This is a genomic window from Streptomyces sp. TAA486, assembly GCF_000426165.1.
In genome coordinates this window covers 157,082-175,473 of the sequence record NZ_AUEV01000018.1, presented here as the reverse complement: position 1 = coordinate 175,473, position 18,392 = coordinate 157,082, and the positions used below count along the sequence as shown (strand labels likewise).

Genomic DNA, 18,392 nt, shown 5'->3' with positions numbered 1-18,392 from the left:
CCCCCGGAGGAGCCGCGAGGCCCGGGAGGCCCGCGAGCGGAAGACGGGTGAGCAGCTCAAGGCCCTGCGCCACGCCCGTACAGTGGACGTACTGTGCCTGAGACGCCTGAGACGCCTGAGAGACCTGCCATGTTCCCCGACGGCACCGGCCCCTCGGCCGACCCGGCCGGATCGCACCACGAGCGCCGCATCCGAAGCTTCCAGCCACGCCGCAGCCGCGTCACGTCGGGGCAGCGGGCCGCGCTGCGCCGGCTCTGGCCGCAGTGGGGCTTCGACATCGACGGGATGCGCCGTATCGACCTGGCCGAGCTGTTCGCGGACGCCGGTCATCCGGAGACGACGGAGAAGTCCACGGAGCGGGCCGGGCAGCGGGAGCGTCCCGTCGTCCTGGAGATCGGCTTCGGAATGGGGGAGGCGACCGCCGAGATGGCTGCCGCCGAACCGGAGACCGACCTCCTCGCCGTGGACGTGCACACCCCCGGCCAGGGCAACCTGCTGCGCCTCGCAGAGGAGCGCGGACTGACCAACGTCCGCGTGGGCAACGGTGATGCGATCATCCTGCTCCGCGAGATGCTCGCCCCGGAATGCCTCTCCGGTCTCCGTGTCTACTTCCCGGACCCGTGGCCCAAGAAGCGGCACCACAAACGGCGCCTGATCCAGCACGAGTTCCTCGATCTCGCTGCGGGACCGCTCCGTTCGGGCGCGCTCGTGCACTGCGCGACGGACTGGGAGCCGTACGCCGAGCAGATGCTCGACGTCTTCTCGGGACACCCCGCGTACGAGAACACCCAGCTCGACGGCGGGTTCGCGCCACGGCCGGCGATCCGGCCCCGTACGCGCTTCGAGGGTCAGGGCCTGCAGAAGGGTCACAAGGTCCGCGACTTGCTCTTCCGCCGCGTGTGAACCAGGCCCTCCGGAGCGCGGCGAGGGCCGGGCGTCAGCCCGACCCTGCACCGTTCCTTGTAGGTCTCTGTAGGTCCCTGCGCGTCCGTCAGGCGGCTGCTCCGCCGGAGCCGTAGGCCGTCGAATCGTCGATTCCCTCGACCTCGATGCGCTCCTTGCGGACCGTCCCGCGGACGGTCTCCTGGTCGACGTGCTCCTCGGTGACCAGGCGGATCCGTTCGACCGGCACCGCCTCGGTCTCCGTGACCGGACGCTCGTCGTGAAGGATGACCTCGTAGGTGTTCTCCGAGATCTCGGGCCCGCTCATGGCGAAGTCCCTGTTGGCGTCGGTGATCGGCTCACGCTCGAGACGCACCTCTTCGTGGCGCACCGGAACGGTCTGCTCGACCTCCTCCGTGACCACGTACTTCAGCAGGCGCGCACGACCCGTCTCGTACCGTTCCGTGCCGACGCGCAGGTGCTCCTCGGAACGCGTCATGGCGTCCTGCCCGGACGCATAGGCGGGCGCGGCACCGGCGCCTGCCGTTTCGCTCCCGTAGGGCATCGCACCGGCGGACGCTGCTCCCGTCGCACCAGCCGCTCCGGCCGCGCCGGCAGCACCTGCGGCCGCGCCCGCCTCCGGGCTTTCGACCGTCTGGGTGCCGGTGCCGGCAGCAGTGCCCCGGGCCTCTGCTCCAGCGGCTTCCGGCGCTGCCTGCGACCCGTCCCATGCCAGGCCGTAGAAGCTGTAGAGCTCGCGCTCCTGCTGCTCCGTGAGACGGCCCCTCGAGACGTCCATGTGCGGCGCTTCCTTCACCTTCGTCCTGTGGAAGGGCACCTCGATGTTGTCCCCGACCACTCGGCCTTCATGGATCGGTACGAACGTCTCCTGCGTGCCGAAGAGTCCCGTACGGACCGTGGCCCACTCCGGCTCGCCCGTGCGTTCGTCCAGGAACACGTGACGTGCCTCTCCGATCTTCTTTCCGTCGGGGTCGTAGATCATGTGATCCACCACTGCCGGGATCTGCTCCTGGGAGATCATGAAGAGCCTCCTACTCCCAATGGCGTATCGCTCCGCTTCCAGGCAAACGCCGCTCGGATCCGCGCGCACGTCGGTACCAGAACATTCGCGAGCAAATCAGGCCAAACGGGTGAATGATCGCCCCTCCCGATCGCTCCTGGCGGCCCGGTTCTCAGCCCCCGTCCTTCAATCCGGGGCACTCCGCTACAGGCCGTCGCCTGCCTCGTTACTGTCGAGTGGTGGACGACGAACCCTCCGGCGCGCGCGACGCGTCCCCGCACGCGCACCGCCCTTCCGAGGAGGGGCACGACGCACCAGGTGCGGACACGCCCACCCCGGACCGCAACAGGACGGGCCGAGACGCCGCGTCCACGGCGGACTCGACGGCCTCGGAGGATCCGAGGCCGTCGGCTCAGGCAGCGGATCCGCGCTCGGCAGTCGGCGCCGGCCCCGACGCCTCGGGTGCCTCGGGTGCCGTCCCGCCGCAGCAACCCCCGGCCACGGCTCCGTCTCCCGCCCCGCACCAGGCCCCGCAATCAACACCGCAGCCAGCACCTCCATCGCGACCTCAGCCGCAGCCGTACGGCGGTCCGCAGCCGCAACCCCAGCCCTACGGCGGACCGCCCCCGCAGCCGGGCGCTCAGCCACACCCGTACACGCACCCGTACAGCGGTCCCCAGTCGCAGCCCCAGTACCAGCCGCCGACGCAGCCGGGTCCGCAGCCGCAGCCCCACACGCACCCCGTCCCGGCCTGGGACCAGCAGCCCCAGTTCCCGGCGATGCCCGCCTCCCCCGCCGAGTGGCGCTACCGCGTGCCGGCGGCTCCTTCCTGGTGGAGCCGGCACAGTCGCACACTCCGTCTCCTGGCCCTCATCGCCCTGCTCGCGCTCTGCGGGCTGGTCATCCTCGGCATCGTGCGGCAGCAGACCGGCACGCTCGGCCTCCTGGTCGGCCTCGGCCTGGCCGTCCTGCCCGTGCCCCTGCTCATATCCACCTTCCGCTGGATCGACGGCGTCGAGCCGACGCCCTGGCGCAACCACCTCTTCGCCTTCGCGTGGGGTGCGTTCGCCGCGACGCTGGTCGCCCTCCTCACCAACAGCCTCGCCGCCAACTGGCTCGTCACGTCCTTCGCCGACGCCGACGCGCAGCCTCGCGCGGACCTCCTGGGTTCCGCAGTCGTCGCCCCGGTCGTCGAGGAGACGGCGAAGGGCGCAGCCATCCTGCTGCTCTTCCTCTTCCGCAGGCGGCACTTCAACGGCGTCATATCCGGCATTGCCCTCGCCGGGATCACCGCCACCGGCTTCGCCTTCACCGAGAACGTGCTCTACCTCGGCACCGCCTTCGGCGAGGACCAACTGCTGGGCCCCGACGCGCTGCACGAGTCGGTGACCGCCATGACCTTCTTCATCCGCATCATCGTGGCGCCGTTCGCCCACCCGCTCTTCACCACTCTGACCGGCATCGCCTTCGGCATCGTCGCCGCGCTGCCGAGTCTCGGACGCACACTGCGCATCCTCATCCCGATCCTGGGGCTGCTGACCGCGTCACTCCTGCATGCGATCTGGAACGGCTCGGCGTCCCTGCCCGACTTCACGTTCCTGTTCGTCTACGCCCTCTTCATGATCCCGGTCTTCACCGCGCTGACGTGGCTGGCGATCTGGTCGCGGCGGCTGGAGCTGCGTACGGTCCGCGACACGCTTCCCGCGTACGCCGCCGCCGGCTGGTTCGATACGCCCGAGCCGTGGGGGCTGGCCTCCATGAGGGCGCGTGCGATGGCCCGTACGCTCGCGCGCCGTACGCACGGGCCGACAGGCGCCCGCACCGTCGCCGAGTACCAGCACTTCGCGACGTCGCTGGCGTTGCTGCGGGCCCGTGCGCACCACGGGTCGCCCGCACCCGACTTCCACGCCCGCGAGCAGGAACTCCTGCACCACCTCTGGCACCGGCACGGTGTGGCCGGACCTCCGACGGCGTCCGCCGCGATCAACCTCAACCGCTACCGGCCGCCGCGTCCGCCGCGGCCTCCGGGATGGGGAGGACCGCCGGGGGGTCCGCAAGGTGGTGCGCCCGGCGTCTCTCCTGGCGGTGGAACGGCACCGCACGGGCCTCTCCAATTCCCGGTCCGTTGACGGTCCTTGTGGCGAGCTTCGCAACCACGGCGATGCGAACGGCTCGTGGCGCCGGTGCAGTTCGGCATGCGGCGGGCAAAGCGGCCCAAGTTCCCTCACTCCGTGTGCCCGTCGCATCGACTAGCACATACTTGCGGGGACCTTGCATCGCTGCCAGCATGCCCCCCATCGGTACGGGAGTGGCAGCAGAGGGTTGGGGGCGGTCGTGCAACTGACCGACTTGGTGGCTGCCCAGCAGCAGATCCGAGAACAAGCGGCCGCCGGAGGGCCCGAGTTCGCCGCTTTCCTCAAAGGCATCCGCCACAGCACCCTGCTCGTACCGATGGACGACCAGGGCGGCATCTGGTCCGCCGAAGTCGACGGAATCCGCTGGCTCCTCGCCTTCTCCGACGAGAAGCTCATGGCCGCGTTCGCGAAGAACGGCAGCGACGCCGACATCGGCATGCGACAGCCCGGCACCTCCGAGGAGGAGGGCAAACAGATCTGGGATCACCGCAAGGTGATGGGCTGGAAGCTCCTCGACTTCGTCGTACCCGCGGCCGGCCGGCCCTGCGGCGTGGCGCTGGACGCCGGCGCGGACGACGGCAAGGTGCTGCCGCCCGTGGCGGGCATCGTCCCGGACAGGGCGACGGCCGACGCGTATGCGGCCAACGGAGGCCGCACCAGGAGCCGTTGAGCACACCTGGCCCTGGCTTCCCTCTGCTCCTCTGCCAGGACCGGCCTCTACAGGCCCGTACGAGAGCGACAGCCCCGCCCACGCGTGGCGTCCCCGCCAGTTCGGCGGCCCGTTCCCCGACGTGGTGCACCTTCACATGGTTCCGGTGCCCGTTGCCGCCGTTGGCGTCGTAGCTGAGCAGCACATCGGCGTCTTCCTCACGCAGCACCTCCGCCACTCGCCGCGCGGCCTCATCGGTGTCCGCCCGTACGAACCGGATCCGGGGCAGGCGGATCCGGATACAACTCCTTCCCATTACCGCTGTCCGCGTACCCGAGGTGCACGACCCACGCCGCGCCCAGCACCGCCGCACTTGCCCTCAACTCGCCCATCCGCCGCGGTGCCTCGCCCTCCGGCGCTTCCCCTATGAGCCCGTCCGTAGCCACGACAACCACGACCCGGTGGCATTCGGCCGCTGCCCCGACCAAGGTTCCGCCGACGAGCAGGACTTCGTCGTCGGGGTGGCCGTGGAGGGCGACGAGGGTGGGCATGGGGGACATTCTGAACGACCCCGCCTCTCGCCCCTGATGGCCCACGCAGCTTCCGCAACCCGTCGCCGCCAGTGTGCTAGTCAGACTGGTCCGATAACGTCCTCCCATGAATCGCGTGACGCTGACGCCTGGCCAACTGACAACCCGAGATGAGAACCAGAAGAGGTACGGCGGCGGAAGCCAGGAAGGCATCGTTCCTTCAAAAACGTCACCCTTCATCCTCATTTACGTCGATCACCACAGCGGCGCAAAATACGGTTACGAAGACGGTTGGCTTGCCGAAGAGGACGACTTAGGCCCAATCTTCGAATATACGGGCCGAGGGGCCATAGGTCATCAAACGTTTTTCGGTCAGGCTGGTTCCCGAAACAAGGCAATCTTGAGGCACGTAGACGAGAGACGATCCCTCCTACTATTCATGGCCGAAGGCCGAGTCCCTGGGTCTAAGTCTGCGGCGAAGCAACAACGCTTTCTAGGTCAGTTTGAACTCGACAAGGGTCAGCCTTACATAATTCGCGAAGGAAGCGACGAACAGGGGGATCGTCGCCGCATAATTGTGTTTCGAATGCGTCCCATGGGTGCTTTTCAACACTCACCCAAGGACACCATCACCCGGGCATCCCAGACCGAGATCCTGAAAGTATCTTCCCAGGTGACTGCGGCGGCACTTGCTGAACCAGAGGAGGGGAAAACAGGAACAAGCAGACGGTCTGCACAACCCAGCACCAGAACCGAGCACCGAAAGAATGAACTTACCCAGCGCTATCGAAACTTTCTAGAGCAGCGAGGCTGTAGACTTTTTGCGTACCAAATAAAGCCTGCCGGAACGAGTTCGACCCTGAAGACAGATCTCTATGACGAGACAAATCACGTGCTCTACTCACTCAGGGGGTCATGCAGTCGTGAAGATATCCGCATGGCCGTGGGGCAGTTGAAGGATTACCGTCGACACATAGAGCCGAAAAATCCCCGCCTCGCCGTTGCATTGCCTAACATGCCTTGCGACGACCTGCAAGATTTCCTGCAAGCTGAGAACATATTGCTGGTTTATCAAGCGGGTGAAGACTTTGCAGGAGACGTTACCACCTTGATTAGTCGAGCCTAGGAACTACCAATGCCCACATCACCTGAGCACGAGTTTCTGTCGGACTCTGCACTGAGAATCCTGCAAGATTCCTCAAGGTCGGGCCTGTATGCATACAAGGAGGGCAGTCGCAAGCTGTTCGATTTTTCTTGCGATTTGAAGAGAGACTGGTCAAAGTTAGTTTCAGGCCAGACCCTCTGGGGCCATGACAGGGACGGGATCGACAAGGACTTTAGAACGTTACTCACAGATTCCGACGTAGGCGCTGCAATATACATAGCGAAGCACACTACGGCCAACATGACCAGGGTGAGCGAAGTCGCTGCTTCATACCGGCCCATCATGGGAAAGCAATTAGCTCAACTCCGTGTTTTCTGGGTTCCTAGCGACTTCAATGCAGACGACGAGGTCTCGCGAGAAGCCACCTATAGCATGCTGCAAGAAGAGATCACTAGAGATCTTCTACTACAGGTGGTATTGGGCGGTATGAATCGCGGCGACCTCGTCCGTTTGGCCACATCTCTACACCCTGGCTACCCCCTAGCAATACTGTCGCATGTTGCGTCTCACGGGTATCAGAGTCTAAGGAAGACAGCCGCCGGCGTGGGATTTGGCGGCGACATCCTCAAGGGGGAAATACAACGCCTCTTCATAACAGGCATGATCGAGAGCGGTGAACTCCTCGGTGGTGACTACTACATCAGCGACCGAGGGAAGGCCACTCTGGATTTTTGCGCACGCCTCAAGGACCATTTGTTCAAACGGGCGTCGATGACTCCTGAATTCGCTTATATAGCGCAGCTACTAGGCGTGAACCTCGACTTCATCAAAGCAATCCTCGAAGACGACATCCTTTCAGGGGACGAGGCTACAGTCTTACGATCGTTGTTCGACCCTAATAGTCTAAGTGCGCTTATAGTCACCCACATCTACGCGGCTGAAGTGGAACAGATGGTGAATTGGCCCCGGCCCTACTTCACGTTGCCGACTACCTAGTTCATTTTTCGTCCGCTCAGCCTCTTGATAACTTCAGCCACCGCGGGACGATCCGGCTCCAGCCATTCAATATCAAGCGCCTCTTCTACGGCCAACCACAGAATCTTGTCGTGATCTTGAAGTGGATAAGGCTCTCCTCTTAGAAGCTTTGCCTGCCAGACATGCAAGATCAAACCTGCTTGCAGGGGCCACGCCCCCGCCACGCGCTCAAGTGGCTCGATGACGATACCGAGTTCCTCCTTAAACTCGCGTACCAGCGCTTGTTGGGGTGTCTCACCAAGCTCGACCTTGCCCCCCGGTAGTTCCCAACGGCCCGCCAGCGCAGCAGGAGCTGATCGCCGGGCGGCCAGCAGCCTTCCCTTGTCAATCACGGCACCCCCGACCACCAGGCGAGGCTCTTCTTCCGCATATGCCATGAGCGGAAGCCTATTTGTTCAGCAGCGCGCCCTCGGCATTCGCGTCCAGCTCGCACCAGACCGTCTTAGTGGAAGCGCTGAGGTCTACGCCCCAGCGGAGAGTCAGAGCGTCCAAGAGGGCTAGTCCGCGGCCGGATTCGGCGTGGTCCGGGGCGTGCTGGAGAGTGGGGGGACTGTCAGGCGCCAGGTCAGTGAGCGAAATCCGAGGGTTCGCGCCGGCCATGGAGGCGTGGAGGGTGACTGGGGTGCCGGGACCGACGTGGACGATCGCGTTGGTGAGGAGTTCGCTGACGCAGAGCCGCGCCGTATCAGCGAGTTCGGGCAGGCCCCACAGTTCGAAGTAGGCGCCGATGCGGTGGCGTGCCGGCGAGAGGGCTTCGGGTTCCGCGAGGAGCGGAATCGTCAGGGTGACGCAGCACCTGCGCGTCAGGTGTTGCCGTTCGAGCTCCGCGAGGGCGGGACGTTCTTCGCCGCCGGTCATCGGTCCACAGCCTTTCGGTGCGCTCTGTGACGTATCACTCACAGAGTGGAAGCCCGCTGCGTAATGTGACAGGGGTTCAGGTTCAGCGGCAACCCGTGCTGAATGCGGAGGTCATCAACCATGCCACCACGCAAGGACGTCGATGCGGCGGCCAGTGTGCCCGCGTTCTACGGGGCTGAGTTGCGCTGGAAGCGGGAGAACGCCGGGTTCACACTCCAGGAGTTGGCGGAGGGCTGTTTCTACAGCGTCGCGTTTCTGAGCCAGATCGAGATGGGCGACCGTCGTATGCCGCTGGATCTCGCGCGCCACGCCGATCAACTCCTAGACACTGATGGGTTCTTCGAGCGGCGCTGCGAGGACGCGCGGAAGGCCCGCCAGAACGGCCATGCCGCGTACTTCGCCGACGTCGTCGAACAGGAGAGGCGGGCCCGCACGATCGACGAGTGGGCGCCGACTCTGATTCCCGGACTGCTGCAGACCGATGCGTACGCGCGTGCCGTCGTACGGGCGCAGTACCCGCTCGACCTGGCCGAGGACGTCGACAAGAAGGTGAGCGCACGGCTGGAGCGCGCCGCGGTCTTCGACGACCCGAAGACGCCCGAATACTGGGTGATTCTGCACGAGTTGCTGCTGCGTCAGCCGATCATGGAGTCAGGTGCCATGGCCGAGCAGTTCGAGCACATCGCCGCGCTGGCCCGGAGGGCACGCATCATTACGCAGGTGCTGCCGTTGAACGCCGGGGCGCACCCCTTCATGATCGGATCGGTCATGTTGATGACCTTTGACGATGCTCCGGCACTGGCCTATACGGAGTCGCTGCACAGCGGGCAGACCATCGATGATTCGGCGCTCGTGAAGAAGTACACCAAGTCGTACGATCTGCTGAGGGCCGCCGCGTCACCTCCCAGGGCGTCCCTGACGATGATTGAGGCCGCTGCAGAGGACTACGCAAATGACGACTCACGTTGATCTGAGCGGTGCCGCCTGGCACAAGAGCAGCTACAGCAACGGGGACGGGGGTAACTGCGTCGAGGTCGCTCGTGGCCTGCCCGGTGTCGTTCCCGTACGGGACAGCAAGCGGGCCGGTAGCGTCGGCGCCGTCGTGGTGTTTCCCGCCGGCGGTTGGGGCGCGTTCGTGGACGCCGTCAAGCGCCGGCAGTTCTGACGGGCGCACCCCGGCAACGCCTCCGGGCGGACGGCCCGGACAGACCGAGAGGACAGGCCGAGGCTCGTGGACGAAGAACTGCTCGCGCTGCTCGCCGAGCACAAGTTGGGCGTGCTCGTGACTCTGAAGCGGGACGGGCGGCCGCAGTTGTCGAACGTCAACTACACCTATGACTCGGCCCGTCGGCTCATCCGGATCTCCGTCACGGCGGACCGCGCCAAGACGCGGAATCTCCTGCGCGATCCGCGCGCCAGCTTCCACGTCAGGAGCAACGACGGCTGGGCCTGGACGGTGGCTGAGGGCAACGCGGAGCTGACGCCGGTCGCCACCGACCCGCAGGACGACACGGTCGAGGAGCTGATCGACGTCTTCCGCGCGATCCAGGGCGAGCATCCCGACTGGGACGAGTACCGTACGGCGATGGTCGCCGACCGGCGCCTGGTCGTACGCCTCGGCATCGACCACGCGTACGGGCAGCCCCTCCAGCGCTGAGCGAGGCTTCCCTTCTCCACTGATACTGATTCCGGGTCCGGTGATTCCGGGTCCGGCTCGGGTCCGCCCGACCCGGACCCTGAAAGCCGGCGTCACGGCTCCCCGCCATCAACCGCCCTACGCCGACGCCTCCGTCAGAAGCTGCGTCTCCTGCGGGGTCAGTCGGACCTCGTCGAGTGCCAGCAGCGGCAGGAGTTGCTCGCGTGAGCGGGCGCTGGCGATCGGGGAGGTGACGGTGGGCCGGGTGAGAAGCCAGGCGATGGCGATCGTCGCGTGGGCGACGCCCCGGGCCTCGGCGATCCGGTCGAGGGCGGCGAGTACGCGGGGGCCGCTCTCCGTCTCCAGATACTTCGAGGCGCGCTCGGCGCGCGGGCTTGCTCCCGTACCCGCCGAACCGCCCTGCTCCGCACGGTACTTGCCGGTGAGGAAGCCCATGGCCAGCGCGAAGTACGGCATGACCGCGAGTTGCCGGCGCTGGGCGAGCTCCGCCAGGGGGCCTTCGTAGGTGTCGCGCGAGACGAGGTTGTAGTGCGGCTGGAGCGCGGCGTAGCGGGCCGTGCCGGCGCCGGCCTCGGCGCTGAAGTCGAGGGAGGCTTCGAGACGTTCCGGTGAGATGTTGGACGCGCCGATCTCACGGACCTTTCCCGCGCGTACGAGGTCGTCGAGCGCGGAGACGATCTCGGAGACCTCGGTGCTCTCGTCGTCGAAGTGCGTGTAGTAGAGGTCGATGCGGTCGGTGCGGAGCCGGCGTAGCGAATCATCCGCCGCGGCCTTGATGTTGGCGGCGGAGAGTCCCTTGCGCTCGGGGTGAGCGCCCACCTTGGTCGCGATGACGACGTCGTCGCGGTTGCCGCGCGCCGCCGTCCAGTTTCCGATGACGGTCTCGGAGTCCATGCCGCCGTCGACGCCGTGCCGCTTGCCGGAGTAGACGTCGGCGGTGTCGATGAAGTTGCCGCCCGCCGCGGTGTAGGTGTCGAGGACGTCGAACGAGGCGGCCTCGTCGGCCGTCCAGCCGAAGACGTTGCCGCCGAGGCACAGCGGCGATACGGAGAGCCGCCCGAGCGGACGGCGCGAGGAGAGCCCGCCGGTCGTCGGGGCCGTCGGATCAAGGGAATTGGGCTCAGACATGTGCCGACCGTAGCGCCCTGCCCGGTCACCCGCCCATGCCTTTCTCAGCGCGGACGCATCGGTAACCTACGCACCTCGCGCCTCGCGAACCCCGTGCGCCTCGCGAACCCGCGACCCCGCGCACTTCACGAACCCGCGGCCCCGCGCACCTCACGAATCGCCTCGCGAACCCGACGTCCCTCGCGAACCCGCGCATGGAAAGACCGGCGGCCCTGGCGTCGGGGGGTGGTCCACCAGGGCCGCCGGCACTTGGGGGGCGGGGCCGTGCTCGCAGGAGAGGGCCCCCGTCCGCCGCCGCCTCGTCCCCTCCTTTGTGTACGCCGAGGGGCATGGGCGAGTTGTGCGTGGTCCAGCGCACCTCGACGGTGCGAGGCGGCGGCGGCGCGATAGGTCATCGCGACGGGCAGTCGTCGTGCATGTGGAGATGTGAGATGCGGCGTACGCCCGGAGGGCGGGTATACCGCTGTGCGTACGCCCTATGCGCGTGATGCGCGTGCGTACGAGTAGGGGTGCGTATGACGTCGGCGCTGACGGCGGACCGCCGCCGAAGCGGTGTCGGGAATGGTGACGGTGTCGGTGTGGCGTACGGGAGGGGAGCCCGCGGACGGCCGCCCCTCCCGTCGCAGCGGTGTCAGGGCGTGAGGCCCTTGCCCCGCAGCCACGCGGCCGGGTCGATCGCGGTGCCGCCGCCGGGGTGGACCTCCAGGTGCAGGTGAGCACCTGTGACGTTCCCGGTGGAGCCGACGCGGCCGATCATTTCGCCCGTACGGACCTTCTGACCCGCCGAGACGTTCATCGACGACTGATGGGCGAACCAGAGTTCCGTCCCGTCGTCCAGCTGGAGGATGGTGCGGTAGCCGAACGAGCCGGCCCAGCCCGCCTCCTTGATCGTGCCGGAGTGGATCGCGCGGATCGGCGTACCGGAGGAGGCCGCGAAGTCCGTGCCCGTGTGGCCGTTGGACCACAGGCTGCCGGCTTCGCCGAACTGAGAGGTGAGCTGGTAGCCGGAGACGGGAAGCTTGAAGCTCTTGGCGAGCTTGGCCAGGCGGGCGTCCTCCGCCTTCTGGCGCTTCTCGGCCTCGGCCTTGTTCTGGGCCTTCGCGGCCTTGGCCTGCGCCTCCTCGATGGCTGCGTCGCGCGCGGAGGCCTCGGCCTGCGACTGCTGCGACTGGGCCTGCTGGAGGATGCGGGAGCGCAGCGCCTCGCCCGCGTCGGTCTGGCCCTCCTTGGCGTCACTTGCCGTGAGGGCCGCCTGCGTGAGCGGCTGACCTGCGACGTTCTCTTCGGAACCGCCGGCGAGCAGCTTGACGCCCGGGAGCTCCTTGGCCTTCTCCGCCACGTCCGGCATGGAGATCGCCGTTGAGGGCTTCTCCTGCGCCGTGGCGATTCCGCCGGCGCCCACCGCAGCGATCATGCCGACGCCGAGGACGGCACTGCTGCGGGCCATGCTGCCGCCGCGCTGCTTGGCGAGCTTGTGCCGCCCGCGTACGGGCCGCACGGAGTCCTCGGTGGGGTTCCACTCCTCGCCGGGGGCGGCACCCGCGGCGGCGTCGAAGGCGTTCGGCACGGGGGGCATCTCGCCCTGGCCGAAGTCGTACGTGCCGTATTCGGGCGAGGGCGCCGCGAACTCCTGCGTGGCGTATGCCCCGTCGGTCCCGTACCCGTACGTGCCGTCCGTGCCGTACGTCTCGGTCAGCTGCGAGGCGTACGCGTCGTACTGGCCGTACTGGCCCGACGCGTCGAACTGGCTGTACCGGTCGGCCTGCTCGAAGTAGTCGAAGCTGCCGGACTGCTGGTGCGGGTCGTCGTTGCCGTAAGAGCCGTATTGGCCGTATCTGTCGGACTCTTCGTCGTCGAGGTACGGGTCATACGTGCCCTCGGGGGCATGCCTGTTGGACGCCACGGGGGCGTTCTCCTTTCCTTCCTTCTCGCCTACCGGGTTAGCTGACGGGTTCGGAGCAGGAAGGTCTCCTACGAACTGCCCGCCCGTGGGCGGAACTTGCCGATTCACCCCATCCCTGCCGTGTGGCAGGGGGTGGTTCCCCGGTTCCCTTGGTGCAGCGATATCGAGTTGTGGCTCGGGGTGGTGCACTTTCAGGATTCGGCGACGGCGCACGGAGCCGTCTCTCGTGACGGCAGTGACGACCGCGCTGCGTTATGGAACGTTAATAGAGCCGCAGCTGAGATTCCAAGCGGTTCCGGTGAGATTTGTAGCTGCATGACATGCAGGTTCCTGGACAGTAAGGACCAATTGGGGCACGCGGTCACCCAGCATCGCTCGTGGGGTCGCGGTGCGTGACGGGTGAACCGTCCGTGAAGGGCGGTTCCTTCTGCTTGGTGTCCCGACCCGATGTCTCGCCGGGGAGCAGCACACCGACCGGAACGCCGAACGGGCGCTTCACTGCGGCAGTTCGGTCCGGCCCGTACGCACCCCGGCCTCGCCGACACGGACCGCACCCGCGACAACTGCCCCGACCCCCGCGGGCCCCACCCGCAGCCCAAGGCGAACACCCTTGCGGCACACGGTCGTTCAGCGGCAGTTCGGCGGCACGACGATGGGGGCGACTCCGCAGACGTCGCGTGCACCAGACCCGCATACGGACGAGCCACGTCCTCGTCCCGCTGGGGGAGACCGAGCCCACGAGCCGCGTGCACCATCGAGGCAGCTGCGGGCCGCCCGTCCCGCACCCGCACCCCTCCGCCAACCGGCTCCACGCGACCGGGCGAGGCCGGGCCGACTGCCGCAATCCGACCGGCCCAAGCACCCGACCACCCACCCGCCGTGCCCTCCATGTCACGGTTTGTTCCCGTTCCTGACGGGAACCGGGCTGTATGTCCTATTCACAGAAGCTGCTTGCCTGCGCCAGCGCGCTGCGCTCCGTGCTGCCCGACTCCGAGCGGCAGGGACGCGTGCTCGCCGCCATCGAGAAGACCGAGCACGACACACGGCTGGACCCTCCCGTCCAGGGAATCCAGCGAGCCGTGCACGCACTCCCCCTCAGCGACGAGGACCGCGACCTGCTGCACGGCCACTGGCTGGGCCACCCTCTGCATCCTGCCCTCGTGCAGATCCCGCTCGGCACATGGTTCTCCGCCGCCGTCCTGGACCTGATTCCTGGCAAGCGCAGGCATTACGCGCCCGCGATGCTGATCGCCACAGGGCTCGTCGCCGCCGTGCCCGCCGCGGTGACCGGATGGGTCGACTGGGCCGAGCTGCGCAAACCGCAGATGCGCGTCGGCCTCGTGCACGCGCTCGCCAATTCCACCGCGATCCTCCTGTACGCGTCCTCGCTGGGCGCGCGCGTGCGCGGCCGTTCCGTACGCGGGCGGGCCCTCGGGTACGCCGGGCTCGCGGCCGTCTCGGTCGGCGGCGCGCTCGGAGGGCACCTGGCCTACCGGCAGGCAGCGGCCGTCAACCACGCCGAGGACATCCCGGTGCGCACGGAGCCCGGCTGGCACACCCTTGGCGCGGTCACGGATCTCCCGGTCGGGAAGGCGGTGCGGCGGACCGTCGGCGAGACCCCGGTGCTCGTCGTGCGGGCGAGCGGCAACGCCGTGCACGTACTCGCGGACCGGTGCAGCCACATGGCGGGCCCGCTGTCGCAGGGGGAGATCGTCGACGGGTGCGTCCGCTGCCCCTGGCACGGCAGCGTCTTCAGGCTCTCGGACGGCTGGAACGTGGGCGGACCTGCCACGTCCCCCCAGCCCGTCTTCGAGACGCGGCACGTGGACGGGCAGGTGGAGGCGCGCCTCGCCTGAACCGGCGGTGGTCCCCCGCCGCGGCCACTGGGCCTTCCCTCACCCCGTCGGCCGCCCGGACCCGGACGCCGAGCCGGATCGGCACCCGTGGCAGAGACTGAGAGGAGCCGGAGCGGAAGCGACAGCGGCGCACCCAGTCGGAAGGAAACGACAGACGTGGACGCGGGAGGCACGGGCACCACACGCATCCTGGAACGCCTGAGGCTTCCGGACGGTGCGTTCGCCAGGCGTGTGGCGGGAGCGCGGCGCACGGACTGGCTGCCGAATTGGGTGAAGGCCCTCCCACCCGGGCTGGTCGTGCTGGCGCTCGTCCTGGAGCTGCTGACCCCGACCCGCTACTCGTTCGCCTCGTTCCTCACCGCGGCCGTCGTCCTGGCGGCGCTGCTGTCCCGGCCGGCCGGGACGCTCGTCATCGGCGCCCTGTCGATCGGTCTGCTGGCGGGAATGCACGTGGCCCTGACGGACGTGTATCCGGACAACGTCGCGGGCCCCATCATCACTCTCGTCCTGGTCACCGGCTTCTCCGCGCTGCTGGCCATGATCCTCGAACGCACGACGCTTCGGCTCGTACAGGTGCAGGCCGTCGCCGAGGCCACCCAGCGGGCGCTGCTGCGGCCCCTGCCGGAACGGCTGCGCCATGTGCGCCTCGCGGGCATCTACCGCGCCGCCGACGAGGCCGCTCTCATCGGCGGCGACCTCTACAGCGTCCGGCCGACGCCGTACGGGGTGCGGGCCGTGATCGGCGACGTACGGGGCAAGGGCATCGGGGCGACCGAGGGCGTCGCGACGATCACCTCCTCGTTCCGGGAGGCGGCCATGTCCTGCGCGACGCTGTCGGACGTGGCCGTACGCATCGAGGCGGCTATGGCCATGGACCGGGAGGACATGGAGGTGGGCGGATCGCTGGCCGTCCCCGTCAGGGGAACGCCGCGCGGCTGGGCCCAGGAGATGTTCGCCACGGCGGTGCTGCTGGAGTTCCCCTCGGATGGAGGGTGCGTGCGGATTCTGAACCGCGGGCATCCGCCGGTGTTCCGGCTCGGTGGCCCGGAGGGCGTCGCACCCGTGAACCCCGAGCCAGCCCTGCCGCTGGGGCTCGGCGACCTCTCACCGCACGGGCCGCCGAGGGAGACGACGTACGAACTGGCCGAGGGCGAGGCGCTGATCGCGTACTCCGACGGGGTCACGGAGGCGCGGAGGCCCGACGGTGACTTCTACCCGCTGGGGCAGCGGCTCGAGGAGCGCTACGCGGGCGCCTCGAAGGCCGGGAGAAGCGGGGGCGGCGGACACATCCGAGGCAAGCCCGAGACCGTCGATCCGTCGGAGGTCGTCTCCTTCGTGCACAAGGACGTCACGCGGTGGGCCGAGTCGATCAACGACGACCTGGTGATCGTCGTCCTCCAGCACGATGCGTCCGCGCACGATGCGTCCGCGCACGCCGCCTCCACGCAGTGACCCGCACGGGCCCCCGGAACCGGACCGGGGGCGGCCGTACGGTGACGGCCGCCCCCGCGTGGTGCGGATGACTCGGATGGTGCGGGCCACGCGGGCCGAGCGGCCCGGAGCGGTGCACGCCAGATGCCGGCGCCCGGCCCCGTCCTCGCGCCGACGGAGCCCGGGGGCTCCCGCTCCCCGCACGGCCTGTCCGTCCGCGCAGGGAGCGTCACTCGCCCGGGTCGCGTCAGTCGCGCTCCGCGCCCTCCGGCAGCGAGCGGAGGTCGAGCTTCGGGGTCTGCTGCTCCAGCGACCAGTCCAGCATCTTCTTCGCGTCCGTGTAGCGGGCGCTGCTGTTGAGGATCACTCCGCCGATCGCGCGGCCGTTGCGCTCCGCCGCGAAGACGAGGCACGGCCCGGCCTTGGTGCCCGTGCCGGTCTTGATGCCGATGACGCCCTTGTACGAGCCGAGCAGCTGGTTGGAGTTGTACCAGGTGTAGGTGCGGCCGTTGGTCGCCTTCTGCTGCGTCGAGGTGGACTTCGCGACCTTGCGGATGTTCGTGCTGCCCAGGGCGTACTTGCCCAGCTTGGCCATGTCGCGCGGCGTCGACTGGTTCAGCCCCTTCTTCGAGATGCCGTCGAAGGAGTCGAACTGGGTGTTCTTCATGCCGAGCTGGCTCGCCTTCGCGTTCATCTTCCCGATGAAGGAGCTGACGCGGGCGTTCGTGGAGCTGCCCTTGCCGACGGCGTCGGCCAGCGCCATCGCGGCGTCGCAGCCGGAGGGGAGCAGCATCGCGTACAGGAGCTGCCGCAGCTTCAGCTTGTCGCCCGTCCTCAGGTCCGCGGTGCTGCCGCCCCACTGGGTGACGTAGTCGCGGTATGCCTTCTTGACCGTGATCGTGCGGTCCAGGTCGACGCCGGAGCTGACCACGACGGCGGCCGTCATGACCTTCGTGGTGCTGGCCATCTGACGCTTGGTGTCGGAGCTCTTGCCCCACAGCTCCTCACCGGACGCGTTGTCCAGCAGGAAGGCGCCCTTGGCCTTGATGCCGGAGGGGCCGGCCGCCTGCGCCGGGAAGACGAAGGGTCCCGCGGCCAGCAGGGCTCCGGCCGCCACCGCCACAGCGCCGACCCGGCGGGCCCTCTTGGATACACGCATCAACTCGAAGCTCCATCGTCCGTGGCGGGGTTGACGGCCGCCCGCGTCCCTGCGGGCGGCCACCCCGTGAATAAAGGTTCGTTGCCCCAAGGACAACGCAACGCCCCGTTTGGTTGCACCGGACCGTTCCGTACATCAGTTCCTCCTGGTCCGCCGGACCGGGCGGTCGACGACGAGGAGGAAGAGGCATCAGATGAATCCGCGCCCGACGCAAGGCAGAACGATCCTTGTCACCGGCAGCACAAGGGGCATGGGCCACCGCCTCGCCCGTGAACTGGCAGCGGGCGGCGACACATTGCTGCTGCACGGACGGGACCGTACACGAGTGGGGCTCGCAGTAGCAGACCTGCGCAGGGCCGTGCCGCAAGCAGATGTGCGCGGCATGCCCGCGGACCTCGCCGATCTGGAGCAGGTGCGTGCTCTCGCGGACACGCTCCTCGACGAGGGCGGCAGACTCGACGTCCTCGTCAACAACGCGGCGGTGGGCGGCGGCCCGGACCGGACGCTGCGGCAAGTCAGCGCCCAGGGGCTGGAGTTGCGCTTCGCGGTGAACTACCTGGCACCGCTCGTGCTGACCCGACGGCTGCTCCCGCTGCTGGAGGAATCGGCGCCGGCGCGCGTCGTCGGCGTCGCCTCCGCGGGGCAGGAGCCGCTCGACTTCGAGGACCTCATGACGGAGCGGCACTACGACGGGCTGCTCGCGTACTGCCGCAGCAAGGTCGCGCTGATCATGTCGGTGTTCGACCTCGCCGCGGAGGAGAAGGCCGACCTTGTCACGGTCAACGCCGTGCACCCCGCCTCGCTCATGGACACCGACATGGTGCGCCAGATCTCGGTGACGCCGCAGTCGGACGTGGAGGACGGGGTGACGGCGGTGCGCCGGCTGATCGACGACCCGGAACTGGAGGGCGTCACCGGGCGCTACTTCCACCGCTTCACCGAGGCCGCCGCTCACAGCCAGGCGTACGAACCGGAGGCGCGGGCCCGGCTCGCCCGGATGACCGCGCGGCTGGTGCCCTGAGCTCCCGTGGACGATCGTCGGG

The 18,392-nt window shown here is 68.1% G+C and carries 18 protein-coding genes and 1 riboswitch; of the genes, 11 read left to right on the top strand and 7 right to left on the bottom strand.

From position 1 onward, the window contains the following. Nucleotides 1-129 precede the first annotated feature (129 nt). On the top strand, nt 130-903 hold the full coding sequence (gene trmB, locus I004_RS35765) for a tRNA (guanosine(46)-N7)-methyltransferase TrmB (protein WP_078511736.1): 774 nt from the start codon (nt 130-132) through the stop codon (nt 901-903). A gap of 88 nt (nt 904-991) precedes the next feature. Here the strand turns inward: trmB and I004_RS35760 are convergent, their stop codons facing one another. Then, nucleotides 992-1,924, bottom strand: a complete 933-nt coding sequence (locus I004_RS35760) for a PRC and DUF2382 domain-containing protein (RefSeq protein ID WP_037977534.1) — start codon at nt 1,922-1,924, stop codon at nt 992-994. Between the two features lie 758 nt (nt 1,925-2,682). Between I004_RS35760 and I004_RS35755 the strand changes: the two genes are divergently transcribed. Together I004_RS35755 and I004_RS35750 are read left to right on the top strand one after the other, a co-directional pair. Further along, complete coding sequence (locus tag I004_RS35755) at nt 2,683-4,032, top strand: PrsW family intramembrane metalloprotease (RefSeq protein WP_051345371.1); 1,350 nt, start codon at nt 2,683-2,685, stop codon at nt 4,030-4,032. Between the two features lie 205 nt (nt 4,033-4,237). Beyond that, entirely contained in the window at nt 4,238-4,708 is a 471-nt protein-coding gene (locus tag I004_RS35750) for an SseB family protein (RefSeq protein WP_486580190.1), read from the top strand. Nucleotides 4,709-4,938: 230 nt separating this feature from the next. Here I004_RS35750 and I004_RS37695 read toward each other — a convergent pair whose 3' ends face one another. Further along, entirely contained in the window at nt 4,939-5,238 is a 300-nt protein-coding gene (locus I004_RS37695; protein WP_486580189.1) for a PIG-L deacetylase family protein, read from the bottom strand. Nucleotides 5,239-5,344: 106 nt separating this feature from the next. Here I004_RS37695 and I004_RS39625 point away from each other — a divergent pair, with 106 nt between their 5' ends. Both I004_RS39625 and I004_RS39620 read left to right on the top strand, forming a co-directional pair. Continuing rightward, nucleotides 5,345-6,343: an SRA domain-containing endonuclease gene (locus I004_RS39625; RefSeq protein WP_158677082.1), complete on the top strand. Its 999-nt coding sequence runs from the start codon at nt 5,345-5,347 to the stop codon at nt 6,341-6,343. A 9-nt stretch (nt 6,344-6,352) separates the two neighbouring features. Next, nucleotides 6,353-7,318, top strand: a complete 966-nt coding sequence (locus I004_RS39620; protein ID WP_158677081.1) for a hypothetical protein — start codon at nt 6,353-6,355, stop codon at nt 7,316-7,318. Here the strand turns inward: I004_RS39620 and I004_RS38445 are convergent. Continuing rightward, nucleotides 7,315-7,734, bottom strand: a complete 420-nt coding sequence (locus I004_RS38445; RefSeq protein WP_078511735.1) for a (deoxy)nucleoside triphosphate pyrophosphohydrolase — start codon at nt 7,732-7,734, stop codon at nt 7,315-7,317. The genes I004_RS39620 and I004_RS38445 overlap by 4 nt on opposite strands. Nucleotides 7,735-7,744: 10 nt before the next feature. Beyond that, the gene (locus I004_RS35740; RefSeq protein WP_078511733.1) at nt 7,745-8,215 is read right to left on the bottom strand and encodes an ATP-binding protein; all 471 of its coding nucleotides are present in this window, start codon (nt 8,213-8,215) and stop codon (nt 7,745-7,747) included. A gap of 120 nt (nt 8,216-8,335) precedes the next feature. Here I004_RS35740 and I004_RS0124135 point away from each other — a divergent pair, with 120 nt between their 5' ends. The 3 genes from I004_RS0124135 (at nt 8,336) to I004_RS0124125 (ending at nt 9,872) form a co-directional block, all read left to right on the top strand. Beyond that, nucleotides 8,336-9,184, top strand: a complete 849-nt coding sequence (locus I004_RS0124135; protein ID WP_028437606.1) for a Scr1 family TA system antitoxin-like transcriptional regulator — start codon at nt 8,336-8,338, stop codon at nt 9,182-9,184. After that, entirely contained in the window at nt 9,168-9,380 is a 213-nt protein-coding gene (locus I004_RS0124130; RefSeq protein ID WP_028437605.1) for a DUF397 domain-containing protein, read from the top strand. The genes I004_RS0124135 and I004_RS0124130 overlap by 17 nt, the downstream gene beginning before the upstream one ends. Nucleotides 9,381-9,446: 66 nt before the next feature. Then, entirely contained in the window at nt 9,447-9,872 is a 426-nt protein-coding gene (locus tag I004_RS0124125) for a PPOX class F420-dependent oxidoreductase (RefSeq protein ID WP_028437604.1), read from the top strand. A gap of 117 nt (nt 9,873-9,989) precedes the next feature. Here I004_RS0124125 and I004_RS35735 read toward each other — a convergent pair whose 3' ends face one another. Together I004_RS35735 and I004_RS35730 are read right to left on the bottom strand one after the other, a co-directional pair. Continuing rightward, the gene (locus I004_RS35735; protein WP_051345369.1) at nt 9,990-11,000 is read right to left on the bottom strand and encodes an aldo/keto reductase; all 1,011 of its coding nucleotides are present in this window, start codon (nt 10,998-11,000) and stop codon (nt 9,990-9,992) included. Nucleotides 11,001-11,631: 631 nt separating this feature from the next. Next, the gene (locus tag I004_RS35730; RefSeq protein WP_051345378.1) at nt 11,632-12,576 is read right to left on the bottom strand and encodes a peptidoglycan DD-metalloendopeptidase family protein; all 945 of its coding nucleotides are present in this window, start codon (nt 12,574-12,576) and stop codon (nt 11,632-11,634) included. A 338-nt stretch (nt 12,577-12,914) separates the two neighbouring features. After that, nucleotides 12,915-13,073, bottom strand: a riboswitch (cyclic di-AMP (ydaO/yuaA leader). 759 nt (nt 13,074-13,832) lie between these two features. On the opposite strand from I004_RS35730, the gene I004_RS0124105 reads away from it, so the two are divergent. Then, the gene (locus I004_RS0124105) at nt 13,833-14,759 is read left to right on the top strand and encodes a Rieske (2Fe-2S) protein (RefSeq protein ID WP_028437603.1); all 927 of its coding nucleotides are present in this window, start codon (nt 13,833-13,835) and stop codon (nt 14,757-14,759) included. A gap of 156 nt (nt 14,760-14,915) precedes the next feature. Then, nucleotides 14,916-16,211, top strand: a complete 1,296-nt coding sequence (locus I004_RS0124100) for a PP2C family protein-serine/threonine phosphatase (RefSeq protein WP_051345368.1) — start codon at nt 14,916-14,918, stop codon at nt 16,209-16,211. Nucleotides 16,212-16,437: 226 nt separating this feature from the next. On the opposite strand, the gene I004_RS0124095 is transcribed toward I004_RS0124100, so the two are convergent. Then, on the bottom strand, nt 16,438-17,349 hold the full coding sequence (locus tag I004_RS0124095) for a serine hydrolase (protein ID WP_028437601.1): 912 nt from the start codon (nt 17,347-17,349) through the stop codon (nt 16,438-16,440). Between the two features lie 193 nt (nt 17,350-17,542). Between I004_RS0124095 and I004_RS0124090 the strand changes: the two genes are divergently transcribed. Next, nucleotides 17,543-18,370, top strand: coding sequence for an SDR family NAD(P)-dependent oxidoreductase (locus I004_RS0124090; RefSeq protein ID WP_028437600.1), 828 nt, complete (start codon nt 17,543-17,545; stop codon nt 18,368-18,370). Nucleotides 18,371-18,392: the final 22 nt, after the last annotated feature.

Coding starts and splice junctions, on each gene's coding strand:
- trmB (WP_078511736.1), top strand. CDS start 130: ATGTTCCCCGACGGCACCGGCCCCTCGGCCGACCCGGCCGGATCGCAC.
- I004_RS35760 (WP_037977534.1), bottom strand. CDS start 1,924: ATGATCTCCCAGGAGCAGATCCCGGCAGTGGTGGATCACATGATCTAC.
- I004_RS35755 (WP_051345371.1), top strand. CDS start 2,683: ATGCCCGCCTCCCCCGCCGAGTGGCGCTACCGCGTGCCGGCGGCTCCT.
- I004_RS37695 (WP_486580189.1), bottom strand. CDS start 5,238: ATGCCCACCCTCGTCGCCCTCCACGGCCACCCCGACGACGAAGTCCTG.
- I004_RS39625 (WP_158677082.1), top strand. CDS start 5,345: ATGAATCGCGTGACGCTGACGCCTGGCCAACTGACAACCCGAGATGAG.
- I004_RS39620 (WP_158677081.1), top strand. CDS start 6,353: ATGCCCACATCACCTGAGCACGAGTTTCTGTCGGACTCTGCACTGAGA.
- I004_RS38445 (WP_078511735.1), bottom strand. CDS start 7,734: ATGGCATATGCGGAAGAAGAGCCTCGCCTGGTGGTCGGGGGTGCCGTG.
- I004_RS35740 (WP_078511733.1), bottom strand. CDS start 8,215: ATGACCGGCGGCGAAGAACGTCCCGCCCTCGCGGAGCTCGAACGGCAA.
- I004_RS0124135 (WP_028437606.1), top strand. CDS start 8,336: ATGCCACCACGCAAGGACGTCGATGCGGCGGCCAGTGTGCCCGCGTTC.
- I004_RS0124130 (WP_028437605.1), top strand. CDS start 9,168: ATGACGACTCACGTTGATCTGAGCGGTGCCGCCTGGCACAAGAGCAGC.
- I004_RS35735 (WP_051345369.1), bottom strand. CDS start 11,000: ATGTCTGAGCCCAATTCCCTTGATCCGACGGCCCCGACGACCGGCGGG.
- I004_RS35730 (WP_051345378.1), bottom strand. CDS start 12,576: ATGCCCCCCGTGCCGAACGCCTTCGACGCCGCCGCGGGTGCCGCCCCC.
- I004_RS0124105 (WP_028437603.1), top strand. CDS start 13,833: ATGTCCTATTCACAGAAGCTGCTTGCCTGCGCCAGCGCGCTGCGCTCC.
- I004_RS0124095 (WP_028437601.1), bottom strand. CDS start 17,349: ATGCGTGTATCCAAGAGGGCCCGCCGGGTCGGCGCTGTGGCGGTGGCG.
- I004_RS0124090 (WP_028437600.1), top strand. CDS start 17,543: ATGAATCCGCGCCCGACGCAAGGCAGAACGATCCTTGTCACCGGCAGC.